This is a genomic window from Streptomyces sp. NPDC058375, from assembly GCF_042723425.1.
GTDB lineage: Bacteria > Actinomycetota > Actinomycetes > Streptomycetales > Streptomycetaceae > Streptomyces > Streptomyces durocortorensis.
Window position 1 is genome coordinate 1 of record NZ_JBHXJG010000208.1, and the last position, 13,114, is coordinate 13,114.

The window sequence follows — 13,114 nt, forward strand, 5'->3', positions numbered from 1 at the left end:
GCCGCGTAGTACGCGGCCATCTCCGGGGTGGCCCGGCCGTCCTCGGTCGCGGAGACCCGGGTCATGGGGGCGAGGGCGAACCTGTTGCGCAGGTCGAGCCCTGCGAACTGGCAGGCGCTGAGGGCGGGGCGAGCGGGACGGGCGGGGTGGACGCGGTGGGCGGAGTGCGCGCCGGCCACGTCAGCACTTCCCGTCGATACCGCAGGACGCGCCGTAGACCACCGCGTCCCCCTCCTGCCGCGCCCGGGCGTCGAGGATCGCCTTGCGCAACTGGGCGGGACGCGGAACGCCTTCGATCCGGATGTCCCCGACGAGCAGGGTGGGGACCGACTGCACCTGGTGCGCCGCCGCCTCCCGCAGGGCCTCCTCGTGCCGGGCGCGGTACCGGCCGTCCTCCAGCGCGGCCCGGAACCCGGCCTCGTCGAGACCGACCTCGACGGCCACGGCGGCGAGGACGTCGGCCTGCCCCAGATCCCGGCTCTCCTGGAAGAAGGCCCGGAACAGCCGCTGGTTGTACGCCGTCCCCAGGCCCTGATCGGCCGCGTACTGATACCCGACGAAGGCGAGGGCCGTGTACGGCTGGGGAGAGACGCCGGGCAGCGTGATGTCGACGCCCAGCCTGCGCGCCATGGGGTAGACGGCCCGTTCCCAGATGGCGGGCAGGTACTCGTCCTCCGGCCGCAGCGTGGGCTGGGGGTGGGGACGCAGCTCGAACGGCATCCACTCCACCTCCACCTCCGCGCCGACATCCTTGATCGCCTCTTCCAGGGGGCCTTCGGCCAGCATGCAGAACGGGCAGACGTAGTCGGACCAGATCTTGATCTTCACGGGATCAGCCATGCGCAGACCTCCAGGTCATTGATCGCGCAAGCAACAACATCCCCCGACAGGGCGGCAGGAGTTGACGGACGAGCAGAAGGTTGCACGATCATGCACTTTAGTGTCAAGTCCGCCGCGCCCGTGGGGCGGCAGCCGGGAAAGGCCTTGCGGGAGCGCTCCCGCACCGCGAGGATCCCCCGCATGACTCCTCCGCCGCCCGTGCTGCGCCCGTACCGCTCCGAGGACCGCGAGGCCCTCTTCGACATCTGCGTACGCACCGGGCACGAGGGCGGGGACGCCCGCCACCTCTACCCGGACCCCACCCTGCTGCCGAACATCTTCGCCGCGCCCTACGCCGTCCTGGAGCCGGAGCTGGCCTTCGTGGTCGAGGACGGCGGCCGCGCGGTCGGCTACATCCTCGGTACGGCGGACACCGCGTCGTTCGTCGACCGCTACCGCGCCGAATGGCTCCCCGGCCTCGCCGACCGCTACCCTGCCCCCGTACGCGAACCGGCCACCCCCGCCGAGACGATGACCGCCCTGATGCACGACCCGGAGCGCATGATCCTGCCGGAGCTGGCCGACTACCCGGCCCACCTGCACATCGACCTGCTCCCGACCCACCAGCGGTCCGGTCACGGTCGACGGCTCATGGACACCTTCCTGGCCGCCCTCCACGCGCAGGGCGTCAAGGCGGTCCACCTGGGCGTGCTCACCGCCAACACCCGGGCCCGCGCCTTCTACGACCGTGTCGGCTTCCACGAGATCGCGGTCCCGGACGCCGGGCCGGTGACGTACCTCGGTCGCTCAACTCAGTAACGCATAGGCCGCGTTGAATAGGATCAACGTGTGCACGAACCGCCCCGCACGCGTGGGCGGGTACCGCCACATCAGCGGCCAGGTGTCACCCCCGAGCGCCGGTACGGGTACGTAACTGATCCGGCCGGTCGCCGAGTTGAACGTCGTCACCTCACGCGGCCACGGCCGCCCGGCCGTCGACCCGGGCGGCACGAGGAAGTACACCCCGCGCCGGCCGTTGGACTCGGTGACGACGGGCCCGGGTTCGCCTCCCACCAACTCCGCCATCAGATCGGCCAGCCGCCGCCCGGCGTCGCCGTCCACGCGGATCGCGTCGAATTGCACGCCCGCCTTGCGGAGATGGAATCCGGAGTCCGGAATCCAGTCCGCCGTCACACCACCGTTAATTGCGTTCACGGGACGATTGTGACCCCGATCACCTAGCGTTATCCATGCCTGCCGAGGCGCGTCGCAAAGCCGTTGACCTGCGCGAACTTCGCTGGAGCGGGGTCGAGTTCAGCAGCATCGAGTAGTGACCGGTTGAGTTCGGTTGAGTCGAAAAGAGATCGCGTAATGGCGAGTGCTGAGAACAAGGAAACGGCGAGCCCGATGGCCCGGATGGTGGCCGAGATGGCCCGGACGCTCCGTATCCAGCGCGGGTGGACCCAGGAGCAGCAAGGCAAGGAGATCGGCTACTCGGCGGCGGCGATCAGTGCGATGGAGACGTGTGCCCAGCCCGCCAGCGACGCGATGCTCGTCGAGCTGCAACGGGTGCACGGCAACGGCACGCCTGTCTTCGAGACGGCACGGAAGTACATGCGGATGGAGCGGCTGCCCGAGCAGTTCCAGGACTACGCGCTGCTGGAGGAGGCCGCGCTCAGCCTCCAGTTGTTCGCCACGAACGTCGTCCACGGGCTGTTCCAGACGGAGAAGTACGCGCGGGCGCTCATCGGTGGCGGATACCCGCCGCTCTCCGATGAGCGCGTGGAGGAACTGGTCCAGCTCCGGATGGCGCGGAAGGCCCTCTTCGACCGCGACCCGCTGCCGATGATCGAGGTCATCATCGACGAGGCCGTCCTGCGCCGGGTCATCGGCAGCGAGGAGATCATGCGCGAGCAGTTGCTCCATCTCGTGGAGTGCGCCCGGCGGCGTAATGTCACGCTGCTGGTGCTTCCTCTGGACGCCGGGAAGTATGGGGAGTACGCAGCAGGTCATGGCGGGATGACCCTGGCGGAGACCCCGGCCCATGAGCACCTCGTCTACCTGGAAGCCCAGGAGGAGAGCCTCCTCATCAGCGACCCAGCAAAGGTGAGCACGTACGCCCAGCGCTATGCGAAGATCCGGTCACAGACCCTGGGTCCTCGTGAATCGCTGGACCTCATCAAGCGGTTGGCAGGAGTGAAGGAATGAGCAGCACCCTCCGGTGGTTCAAGTCGAGCTACAGCAACGCCAGCGGCGGCGAGTGCATCGAGGTCGCCTTCGACTGGCGTACGTCCTCCTACAGCAGCGGCAGCGGCGGCGAGTGCGTCGAGGTGTCCGCCGCCTGGCACAAGTCCTCCCACAGCAACCCCAGCGGCGGCGACTGCGTCGAGGTCGCCGCCTGCCCCCACTCCGTCCACGTCCGTGACTCCAAGGTCTCCGACGGGCCCGTCTTCGCCGTCGCGCCCGACGCCTGGTCGGCGTTCGTCACCTGGGCGGAGTGAGCCGGGCACTCACCAAACCAGCTGCCGTATCCGCTGGTGGCGGCCGTGTTAGCGTCGGAATCATGGCAGTACAGCGTGTTGGTGGCACCGAACCGGAACCTGACCCGGCGCACCCGACGCCGCCCGAGGGGCTCAAGAGCCGGGACCGGATTCTGTGGGCCGCCTCGACGATGCTCGGCGAGGGCGCGGGGGCGGCGCTGAGCGTGCGCGCCGTGGCCGAGCGGGCGCGGGTGAGCACGGGATCGCTGCGGCACCATTTCCCCACGCAACGGGCGCTCATGGATGCCATGTTGAAGGTCGTCTTCGACCTGGTCCTGCCGGAGGGCAGCTTCCGCGACACGTCCATTTCTCCGCGTGACCGCCTGCTCGGCTGCGTACAGGGCCTCCTCGTACCGCCGGACAGTGCCCGGAACGCGCGTGAGGCCTGGCTGACGGTCCACGAGCGGTACATCGCCCATGAGCCCACCCAGGCGATGCGGGCGGAGTACCAGGCGATGCAGCGCGAGGTGACCCGCCGGGTCGAGGGGTGCCTGAACGTGCTGGTCGAGGAGGGGGCGCTGGCCCCCGGGGACACGCCACGTCGCGCGCGGTTCCTGTTGACGCTGGCGAACGGCGTCTCGATCGAGCAGGTGCTGCCGAGCGAGGACGCGCTCATCGCCACCGAGCTGGACATGCTGCGCACGGGCGTCGACCTCGTGCTGGACGACCGGGTCTGAGCCGGCTCTCCCGCGTGCGTCAGGTACCGGCTCCGCCGTCCAGGAGCCAGTGGTAGCGCATCCGCATCGCACGCTCGGTCGCGCCGAACGCCGCGCCGAGGCCCAGCGTGACGTTCAGCCACACCGGCAGCCGCAACGGTGACTCGAAAGTGCCCAACGTCTCGGCGATAGCCGGGATTTCGGAGATCGGCTGCGCGGCCTGAAGCAGGTTGAGGCCGACCCCGATGAGCAGGAGCACCACCGATACGGTCCCGATGAGACCGCTGGCGGCCGGGTGCTCGCGCGCGAACCTCATACGTCGGCCCTCCGCCGACCGGGGGTCGGGCACGAGCCGCGCCTCCGAGCCGTCGTCCGCGACGAAGTGGCAGCGGCGCATGCCCACTTCGCTCCTGCGGACCTCGATGTTGCCGCCGGGGACGGGGAAGCGCGCCGGGAGCTTCGACTCGGCCTCGCAGAGCCCGTCGCGGTACAGCCGCGCCCGGACCACACCCGACTCGGGGTCGCCGCCGTGCTTGACCTCCACCGTGTACGCCGCGGAGAGGCCGCCGCCCACCGGCAGCGCGATGGAGAGGAGCGAGCGCCGGGTCAGCTGCCACCAGCGGAAGGGCTTCAGCGGCTTCCCGTCGCCCGGCTTCACCCGGCGCTCAAGTCGTCGGTCGTTCCAGCTCAGCCCCATGGTGACGCCCTCCCTGATCGCGACCAATACGGTGTGCTACTTCACCCTCCCGACCCAAACTAACACACCGTACTAGTAACGCACGGTGACTGAAGGGCCCCGCGTGACGGGCGTGCGAGGGCTCATGGCTGAATACCCCCACACACAAGCAACCAGGGGTGGGGGCACCAGAGATGACCGGACACACCGCTCGGACCAGACGTTTCGCCGTACTGGCCGCGACCGCCGCGATGACCGTCGCTGCGACCACGCTGTCCGGGGGGACGGCGGGGGCGGCTCCCCTGCCGGTGCCGCAGGACATCAACGGGGACGGGTACGGGGACGCCGTGCTCCCCGCCCCGCGCGCCACCGTCAACGGGCGGGAGTCGGCAGGGGCCGTCGTCGTGCTCTGGGGGTCCGCCAAGGGCGTCTCAGCCGCCAAGCGGGCCGTGATCACGCAGGCCTCGCCCGGCGTGCCGGGGACGGCGGAGGCCGGGGACGCCTTCGGGGCGTCGAGCGCCATCGCGGATCTGGACAAGGACGGCTACGCGGACGTCGTCGTCGGATCGCCGTACGAGACGGTCGGCTCCGCGAAGGCGACCGGCGCGGTGACCGTCCTCTGGGGCAGCGAGCAGGGGCTGGTGTCCGGAGCCGCGCTGCCCACCGCCGCCGAGAAGAACGGACAGGCGGGCCGGGACGTGGCCGCCTGGTCCGGCCCCGGCAACGCCCAAGCCCTCATCGTGAACAACAACACCACCACCCGTCTGACCGGTCCGTTCACGCGGACGGGCGGCGTCCCGTCGTCCTACCTGCACGAGGAGACGGGGTGGATGCGCTCCGCCGCGTACGGCGACCTGAACGGGGACAAGGCCGCCGACCGGGTGCTGGTCACCGGCCGCATGGGAGGGCTCAGCGGCGGCTACGCGTTCGTCAACTCCTCGATGGAGGACACCTCGTTCCGCCGGATGACCGGCGGCGACGGGCTCACCTCGGCCGTCGGGGACGTCAACGGGGACGGTTACGGCGATCTCGTGCTCGGCGACCCCGACGAGCCCGACGGGGACGGACCGTGGGGCCACACCGGCGGGGCGGTGCACGTGTGGTTCGGGTCGGCGAGGGGCGTGGCGTACGACGAGGCGCCGATGACCGTCCACCAGGACACGGCGGGGGTGCCCGGCGGTGGGGAGCGGTACGACGCGTTCGGGGCGTCGGTCGCGGTCGCCGACCTGAACGAGGACGGGGCTGCCGAGATCATCGTCGGCACGCCCGGCGAGGCGCTCGGCAGCACGGGACACGCCGGGGGCGTCGTGGTCGTTCCCGGGCGGCGCACGGGTGAACTCGGCTCGGGATCGTACGCGTTCACGCAGAACACCGCAGGCGTGCCGGGCGGGGCGGAGCCCGATGACCAGTTCGGCGCGACGGTGAGCGCCGGGGACCTGAACCGGGACAGGCGGCCGGAGCTGGTGGTGGGCGCGGCGTGGGAGAACGACCGGGGCGCGGTGTGGGTTCTGCCCGGCGGCGCGTCCGGGCCCCTCTACACGTCGTCCGTCTCCTTCGGACCCGCCGGTCTCGGGCTGCCGGCGGACATCGGGCTGCTGCTGGGCGGCGACCTCCAGCAGTAGCCCGTACCGCCCGTAAGGCACGGCAAAGGCGGCGCTCCTGCTGGCGCACGGCGCCTTCAGGCCGCCGCCAGGTCCTGGGACCTCAGCGCCAGCCACAGGTCGTAGCGGGCGCTCGGGGGCCGCAGCAGCGAGCGCTGGAGCACCGTTTCGAGGCGGGTGAGGCGCTTGCGGGCGCCGGGGACGGAGATGCCCAGCTCGGCGGCGGCCGGTCCGAGGCGGCCCTCGCACCGGAGCCAGGTGCGCAGGGTTTCCTCGGCGCCCTGGACGGGGGCCAGTTGCTGGTCGGCCCAGTCGCGTACGGCGGGGCGGCGCAGGATGTCGTCGAGGGCCCGCGCCGCCTCCGACGTACCGGGTCCGGGTCCGGGTCCGTGCGGGGCGGGCGGCGTGGGCGGCGCGGGCTCCGGGGTGCACGCCGGGGCGGGGGTGGCGCGGACGCGCAGCGCCAGGTCGAGGGCCGCCTGGTCGGCCAGCCGGTGCAGATCGAGGCCGAGCAGCTCGCCGATGAACCGCAGCCGGGCGGCGAGGGTGTTGCGGTGGACCTTGAGGTGGTGGGTCGCGTGCGACGAGAACGCCAGCCAGGAGGCGGCCGTGGCCAGCAGCTCCTGGCTCCCGGGGTCCTGGGCGCGGCGCGGCACATGGGTCACGAGCGGGGTCAGCAGCGCGTTCGCCCACCGGCGGCCGTCCGGTCCGATGACGAGCGCGGGGTCCGGGGACACCCCGAACCGGGCGTGTCTGTTGGGCAGTTCGCGGGCGACGGCCAGGGCGTGGAAGGCCTGGCGGTAGCCGGTGGCGGTGTCGGCGAGCGGGACCGGTTCACTGACGCCGACCACGCAGTCGCCCACCCGGGCGGCGACGGTCTCGTCGGTCGCGGCGGCATCCGGCTCCGCCGACGCCTCCTCGGCGGGCATCACCAGGATGAGGTGGCGGGCGTAGACGGGACACCGCACGATCCAGGAGCGGCCGCCGTCCGCGTCCACGCAGACCCGCACCACCGCGTCGCGCCCGTCGCCGGAGCACTCCACGACGCACACCCGTACCGGATCGGGGAGCCGGGGCCGCAGCGCACCGGCGACCTGCTGGGCGACGGAGAGCTGGCCCGTCATCAGCAGATGCAGCACCGCCTCGCGGCCCCGGGACTCGGCGAGGTCCACCCGGCGGCGCTTGCGCTCCAGCGTCTCGGCCTGCCGGCACAGGGACAGCGGCAGGACCACGTCGGCCAGCAGCGTGGCGAACCCGGCGGCCACCGGCCGGGGCGTGACGACGGCGAGCACGGGAGCGGTGGGATCGCCGATGCGCAAGGGGAAGAGGAGGGCGGTGTGCGCGCCGGTGTCCAGGGAGTACGCCTGAGCTCCCCGCTCGGTGAGGGCGCTCACACCCTCGGCGACCAGCCCGGCGACGTCGGGGACCAACGCCCCCGCCGTCCGGGCGGCGGCGTGCAGCACCGTCCCGTCCGGCCCGACGAGCCCGGCCCACCCCTCGGCCCGCCCGGCGAGCCAGCGCAGCAGCTCGGCCGTGCCGCCGGTGCGGGCCAGCCGATGCATCCGCAGAAGATCGTCCGCGCGCTCCCGTACTCGCACCTGTCCCCCGTTCCCGCCCAGAACACAGCCGCGTCGCCGGTGGACCGACCCCCCTGACTGTGCGGACCGATACCCCCGCCGGCACCCCACTGGGCGTACTGAATCTCCCGGTCTCCCTACCCTCCGATCTATTGTCCGAACGTGTTCCGGCACGTCGGGGGAGACGCGGGGGAGACGGGGGAGGCCGGAACACAGGAGCGCGGGAACGCGGTGGCAGCGGCTCACGGGGGTGGTCGCTGTCGCCGGTTGCCGCGTTCCGGACCCTGGCTGCGCTGGTCGCGCCTTGGCCGCGCCCGATTGTCAGTGGTGCCTCTTAACGTCGTACGCAGGAGTCGGCTGACGGCTACGACGTCCGAGGAGAGGCGCCCATGGAGTTCCGTATCGAACGCAGTGCCCTGACCGAGGCCGTGTCCTGGGCGGCCCGCGTCCTGCCCGTGCGCTCGCCCGTCCCGGTGCTGGGCGGCCTGCTGCTGGACACGGAGGGCGGGGGAACGGACGAGGGCGGGGGCGGGACCGGGGACGGGCGGCTGCGGATCTCCGGGCTCGACTACGAGGCGTCCGCGCGCATCGACGTGGAGGCCGAGGTCCTGCGGCCCGGCAAGGTGCTCGTCATGGGGCGGCGGCTGCTGGACATCTGCAAGGTGCTGCCCGACGGCCCCATGGAGTGCGCGGGCGAGGGCTCGCGGTTCACGGTGTCGGGCGACGGGGCCCGATTCGGCCTCTCCGTGCTGCCGTTGGACGACTACCCGGCGCTGCCGGCGCTGCCGCAGGTGCGGGGTGCGGTGGAAGCGGAGCTGTTCGCGGCGGCCGTGGCCGATGTGGCGGTGGCGGCGGGGCGCGACGACACGCTGCCCGCGCTCACCGGGATCCGGCTGGGGCTCGACGGCGACACGATGACGCTCGCCGCGACCGACCGCTACCGCTACGCCGTCCGGACCCTCCCGTGGAAGGCGACCGCCCCCGGCGAGAGCGCCGACGTCATCGTCTCCGCCCGCCGGCTCACCGAGATCGCCCGCTCGCTGGGCCGCTCCGGGCTGGTGAGCGTCGCCCTGGACGCCGGTTCTGCGGGCTTCGAGCACGCGGGGATGCGGACCACCGTACGGCTCCTGGAGGGCCGACTGCCGCGCCACGAGAAGCTGTTCACGATGGAGGGCCCGTCCGTCGCGGTGGTGGACCGGGCCCGGCTGACGGAGGCGGTCAAGCGGGTCTCCGTCGTCGCCGACGGGGACAGCCCGGTCCAGATGACGTTCTCCCGCGCCGACGCCTCCGTGACGCTCCGGGCGGGTTACGAGGACGACGTGGCGTCCCAGCGGCTGCCGGCAGCCCTGGAGGGGTCCGAGGAGCTGACGGTGGCCTTCAACCCCGGGTACCTCGCGGACGCCCTGGCCTCCTTCGCGGGCCCGTCCCTGCGGCTCCTGCTGCTGGGGGCCGGGCAGCGCGCGATGATCACGGACGAGTCGGGCACGGGCGCCCACCGGCACCTGCTGATGTCGGTGAAGCCACAGTTGGCGTGATGCCCCCGGCCCGCCCTCGGCGCGGACCTGTTCGCGGGTGCGCCAGGCGGCGAGGCAGGTCTCCGACATCACGTCCTCGGCGGCCGAGAGGTCCCCGGTGAGACGGGCGGCGTGCAGGTGGACGGTGCGGGCGTACCGGTCGTAGAGGTCCGCGAATGCCTGCCCGCGTCACCCCCGGGGGCGGCGTCTCACGACGATCGTGCCAACCGGACCCCGGACGCCGAAACGGGGGGTGCGCTCCGGCTCGCGCCGGACGCACCCCCCGTTCGGGTGGGGTTCTCAGGTCCCCGTCGGGACCTTGGCCTCAGCAGCTCAGGTTCGAGCCGGTGGTGGTGCCGAGAACCTGGGTGAACTGCGTGAACTTGTCGATCCGGCTCTGGACCTGGGCCGGGTTGCCGCCGTTGCACTCGATCGCACCGTTGATGGAGCGGATGGTCTCGCCGAAGCCGGCGCCGTTGACGATGGCGTTGTGGCCGGTCATGGTGCCGGGACCGGACTGGGTGTTCCAGTACCAGAGGCCGGTCTTCCAGGCGATGGCGGCGTTCTGCTCGACCAGGTAGGGGTTGTTCAGCAGGTCGATGCCGAGCGCGTCACCGGCGGCCTTGTAGTTGAAGTTCCAGCTCAGCTGGATGGGGCCCTTGCCGTAGTACGCGGACTGCCCGGCCGGGCAGCCGTAGGGCTGGCTCGCGTCGCAGTAGTGCGGGTAGTTCGCCTCGTTGACTTCCTTGATGTACACCAGCCCGCCGGTCTCGTGGCTGACGTTGGCGAGGAAGGCGGCGGCCTCGCGCTTCTTGATCTCGTCGCTGCCGGTGTTGGCGAAGGCCGGGTAGGCGGACAGGGCGTCGGTCAGGCCCTGGTAGGTGTAGAAGGCGTTCCGGTTCGGGAACATCTGGTTGAACTGGGCCTCGCTGACGACGAATCCGTTGCTCTGGCCCGGGTCCTCACCGCCCCCGCCGGTACCGCAGGCCCCCTTGTCGGCCCACACGTCCGACGAACCCGGACGCTCGTTCTGGGTCCACCACTTGGCGGTGTAGTTGCGGCCGTTGTACGAAACCGCGCCGCCGTTCGTGTAGACGGCGGAGGAGCTCCAGGCCGTGGCGCAGGTGGCGGCCTGCGCGGTGGCGGCGGGAAGAACGACGAGAGCCGCGACGATCGCGCCGAGCGCGACCAGCAGGCTCATGACACGTCGGATCACGTGATCACACTCCTTGGACGCGGCGCGCCGTCCGGCCGTGCGCCGCTGTGGGGGTGCCCGACACTCAAGCGAGGATGGTCTGGACCTGTCAAGGTCTAGACCATCCTCGAAAAGGGCGCAGGTTCCACCGGTCCCGGCTGCGGCGGCCCGGGACGATCACGTCAAGAGTGCTCTCAACAGCCGCTATTGCGGAGGGAGTCCATCCGGATCGCCCGCGAGCGAGGGGGGAAGCGAAGGTAAAATCTTCCGGCCCGCCCAGCATGCGGACGGCCAGGCCCCCCTGTGGACAACCCCCGGGACGCGGGATCGGCGGGGCCGGCGGGCTCAGCAGGTGAGCCCGGACCCCGGAGCCACCCCGACGATGCCGGTGATGCGCTCGTACCGCTCCACCCGCGCCGCCACCGACTCCGGGTTGCCGCCGTCGCACTCCAGGGCTCCGTTGAACGAACGGATCGTCTCGCCGAAGCCCGCGCCGCCGACCATCGCGTCGTGCGAGGTCATGGTGCCGGGGCCGTTCTGGGTGTTCCAGTACCAGAGGGCGGTGGCCCAGGCGACGGACGGATCCCGCTCGACCAGCCAGGGGTCGTTCAGCAGATCGAGCCCGAGGGCGTCCCCGGCGGCCTTGTAATTGAAGTTCCAACTGAACATGATCGGCCCGCGCCCGTAGTACGCCTCGCGCCCCGCCGGGCAGCCGAAGGGCTGGGTATCGTCGCATTTGCGCCAGTAGTTGGCCTCGTTGATCTCCTTGACGTACTTCAGCCCCACCGACTCGAAGTCCGCGTGCGTCAGGAACGCCGCCGCCTCCCGGGCCCGCGTCTGCGGAGTACCGACGTTGGCGAAGCGCGGGTAGGCGTGCAGCGCGTCGATCAGGCCCTGGTACGTGTAGAAGGGGTCGCGGTCCGGGAAGATCGCGTCGAACTCCTCCTCACCGATGACGAAGTCGGACACTCCTCCCGCACAGGCACCCCGGTCCGCCCAGGCGGAACCCGCACCCGGATTCTCACCGTGCGTCCACCACTTGGCGCTCCAGTTGCGCCCGTGGTGGGAGACGGTGTCGCCGGCACGGTAGTCGGCGGTGGCGCTGTGGAGCGGCGCGCAGGGCTCGACGGCGGGAGTGGCAGCCGAGGCGGTGGGGGCCGCCGTGACGAGGGCGGCGGCGAGGGCGGCGAGCGTCGCGGGCCCGGTCAGGAATCGCTTGAGGCGATCGGCGCGGTCGATGCGAGACAGGGCTGCTCACTCCTTCGACGCGGCCCACCGGGCGCGCCCGAGCGCCCCGGCGGGCCGACATGGGTGGGACCACCACCCAAACGGCATTGGTCTGGACCTGTCAAGGTCTGGGCCGGCAAACGCGTCGCGCCCGCCGCCGGGACGCCCCTAGGGTGACGAACTGTGAACGACTCCGATGACGACACCACCCGCTTCGCCTGGCACACGGCCGAGCAGCGCGCCGCGCAGGGTGGCTCCCGCCAGGTGGCCGACCTGGCGGTGGAGCTGACGGACCGGATCGAAGCTGCGGCCGAGCAGACGCGTGTCCACGAGCACCAACTCGCCCACCTCGTCAGGGTCCTCGCCATCACCCCCGGCCACGACAGCCTGACTCAGCTGCTCCGGCTGTTCACCCGGAGACAAGGCCCGGGGGTCGACCTCGCGCCCCGCTTCGTGGCCTCGCTCCTGGCGGAACACCGGGAGGCGCCCGACCTGGTGGGGCCGCTCTCCGAGCGCGACCCGAAGGGCCGGTTGGACGAGCTGCGCATCTGCCTCTTCCACGAACTGATCCTGCGGGGCGTGGACGTGGACGCGCTCTTGAAGACGCGGAAGTGGACGCGCGTGCTGTACGGCCACCCACTGGCCTGGCTGCCAAGGCACCGCAGCACGCTGGAGACCCGGGTCGGCTTCCCCAGCCGCTCGGTCAACAGCAGCGCACGCTCCGCCGGCGTCACCCTGCCGACCGAGGGTCGGGTCGACCCGCCGACGCCTCGTGCGGAGGAGCGCTCGGCCCTGGTGGACTCGGCGACCCTCTACCTGCATCAGATGATCATCGCCGCGCCGAAGGCCGACGGCTGGGGGGACTCCGAGGCCTGGGTCTTCCTGACGGACGAGGAAGTGGAGCCGGACGGGGTGCCCGCACTGCTGCCCACCCTGCCGATGGAGTGCGTCGAGGGACTCGGCGCCACGGGCCGCTTCGAGATCGCCCGTCGCCCCGCCGACGAGATCTGGAGCATTGTCTACGCCACCGCGTCGATGGGCGGCATGTACCACCACGGTGTGCACGGCGCGTACGGCCGGCTCCGGGCCTGGAAGTCCATGGCGGCCCTCAGCGACGCACCGGCGGGCGCGAGCGCGGAGGAGGTGGAGCAGCACGTCCGACAGACGACGTGGTTCCACTTCGAGTCGGACGCGGAGTGGTTCCACAACGAGGCCTGTACCGACTACGGCATCGCCGCCCTCTCCCCCGACCGCCGCCGGATCGCCGTGCTCGCGGCGACGGACACCGACTGAGGCGGGTACGCCACGG

At 71.8% G+C, this 13,114-nt stretch carries 13 protein-coding genes and 1 pseudogene; 7 read left to right on the plus strand and 7 right to left on the minus strand.

The window, feature by feature from the left end:
* Positions 1–180 precede the first annotated feature (180 nt).
* Positions 181–840: a DsbA family protein gene (locus ACFWM7_RS26710; protein ID WP_383264948.1), complete on the minus strand. Its 660-nt coding sequence runs from the start codon at positions 838–840 to the stop codon at positions 181–183.
* A 180-nt stretch (positions 841–1,020) separates the two neighbouring features.
* Between ACFWM7_RS26710 and ACFWM7_RS26715 the strand changes: the two genes are divergently transcribed.
* Positions 1,021–1,638 carry a GNAT family N-acetyltransferase gene (locus ACFWM7_RS26715; RefSeq protein ID WP_383264950.1) on the plus strand — a complete coding sequence of 206 codons (618 nt, stop codon included), beginning with the start codon at positions 1,021–1,023 and terminating at the stop codon, positions 1,636–1,638.
* On the opposite strand, the gene ACFWM7_RS26720 is transcribed toward ACFWM7_RS26715, so the two are convergent.
* Positions 1,627–2,034 carry a hypothetical protein gene (locus ACFWM7_RS26720; RefSeq protein ID WP_383264953.1) on the minus strand — a complete coding sequence of 136 codons (408 nt, stop codon included), beginning with the start codon at positions 2,032–2,034 and terminating at the stop codon, positions 1,627–1,629. The two genes, ACFWM7_RS26715 and ACFWM7_RS26720, sit on opposite strands and share 12 nt — an antisense overlap.
* A gap of 156 nt (positions 2,035–2,190) precedes the next feature.
* On the opposite strand from ACFWM7_RS26720, the gene ACFWM7_RS26725 reads away from it, so the two are divergent.
* The 3 genes from ACFWM7_RS26725 to ACFWM7_RS26735 all read left to right on the plus strand — a co-directional run bounded on the left by ACFWM7_RS26725 (position 2,191) and on the right by ACFWM7_RS26735 (position 4,036).
* Complete coding sequence (locus tag ACFWM7_RS26725; RefSeq protein ID WP_383264955.1) at positions 2,191–3,027, plus strand: Scr1 family TA system antitoxin-like transcriptional regulator; 837 nt, start codon at positions 2,191–2,193, stop codon at positions 3,025–3,027.
* Positions 3,024–3,320: a DUF397 domain-containing protein gene (locus ACFWM7_RS26730; protein ID WP_383264957.1), complete on the plus strand. Its 297-nt coding sequence runs from the start codon at positions 3,024–3,026 to the stop codon at positions 3,318–3,320. The genes ACFWM7_RS26725 and ACFWM7_RS26730 overlap by 4 nt, the downstream gene beginning before the upstream one ends.
* 62 nt (positions 3,321–3,382) lie before the next feature.
* A complete protein-coding gene (locus tag ACFWM7_RS26735) occupies positions 3,383–4,036 on the plus strand; it encodes a TetR/AcrR family transcriptional regulator (protein ID WP_383264960.1) in 654 nt (217 codons plus the stop codon).
* 19 nt (positions 4,037–4,055) lie between these two features.
* Here ACFWM7_RS26735 and ACFWM7_RS26740 read toward each other — a convergent pair whose 3' ends face one another.
* Complete coding sequence (locus ACFWM7_RS26740) at positions 4,056–4,739, minus strand: hypothetical protein (RefSeq protein ID WP_383264962.1); 684 nt, start codon at positions 4,737–4,739, stop codon at positions 4,056–4,058.
* A gap of 146 nt (positions 4,740–4,885) precedes the next feature.
* Between ACFWM7_RS26740 and ACFWM7_RS26745 the strand changes: the two genes are divergently transcribed.
* The gene (locus tag ACFWM7_RS26745; protein ID WP_383264965.1) at positions 4,886–6,313 is read left to right on the plus strand and encodes an FG-GAP repeat protein; all 1,428 of its coding nucleotides are present in this window, start codon (positions 4,886–4,888) and stop codon (positions 6,311–6,313) included.
* A 56-nt stretch (positions 6,314–6,369) separates the two neighbouring features.
* Here ACFWM7_RS26745 and ACFWM7_RS26750 read toward each other — a convergent pair whose 3' ends face one another.
* On the minus strand, positions 6,370–7,854 hold the full coding sequence (locus tag ACFWM7_RS26750; RefSeq protein ID WP_383264967.1) for a helix-turn-helix domain-containing protein: 1,485 nt from the start codon (positions 7,852–7,854) through the stop codon (positions 6,370–6,372).
* A gap of 404 nt (positions 7,855–8,258) precedes the next feature.
* On the opposite strand from ACFWM7_RS26750, the gene dnaN reads away from it, so the two are divergent.
* On the plus strand, positions 8,259–9,404 hold the full coding sequence (gene dnaN, locus ACFWM7_RS26755) for a DNA polymerase III subunit beta (protein ID WP_383264969.1): 1,146 nt from the start codon (positions 8,259–8,261) through the stop codon (positions 9,402–9,404).
* 24 nt (positions 9,405–9,428) lie between these two features.
* Here dnaN and ACFWM7_RS26760 read toward each other — a convergent pair.
* From ACFWM7_RS26760 to ACFWM7_RS26770, 3 genes and pseudogenes are all read right to left on the minus strand, one after another.
* Positions 9,429–9,539, minus strand: a pseudogene (locus ACFWM7_RS26760) (sigma factor); the annotation flags it as partial.
* A gap of 169 nt (positions 9,540–9,708) precedes the next feature.
* The gene (locus tag ACFWM7_RS26765; protein WP_383264972.1) at positions 9,709–10,599 is read right to left on the minus strand and encodes a glycoside hydrolase family 19 protein; all 891 of its coding nucleotides are present in this window, start codon (positions 10,597–10,599) and stop codon (positions 9,709–9,711) included.
* A 324-nt stretch (positions 10,600–10,923) separates the two neighbouring features.
* Positions 10,924–11,817 carry a glycoside hydrolase family 19 protein gene (locus ACFWM7_RS26770; RefSeq protein ID WP_383264976.1) on the minus strand — a complete coding sequence of 298 codons (894 nt, stop codon included), beginning with the start codon at positions 11,815–11,817 and terminating at the stop codon, positions 10,924–10,926.
* A 171-nt stretch (positions 11,818–11,988) separates the two neighbouring features.
* Here ACFWM7_RS26770 and ACFWM7_RS26775 point away from each other — a divergent pair, with 171 nt between their 5' ends.
* Positions 11,989–13,098: a DUF6183 family protein gene (locus ACFWM7_RS26775; protein ID WP_383264974.1), complete on the plus strand. Its 1,110-nt coding sequence runs from the start codon at positions 11,989–11,991 to the stop codon at positions 13,096–13,098.
* Positions 13,099–13,114 lie beyond the last annotated feature (16 nt).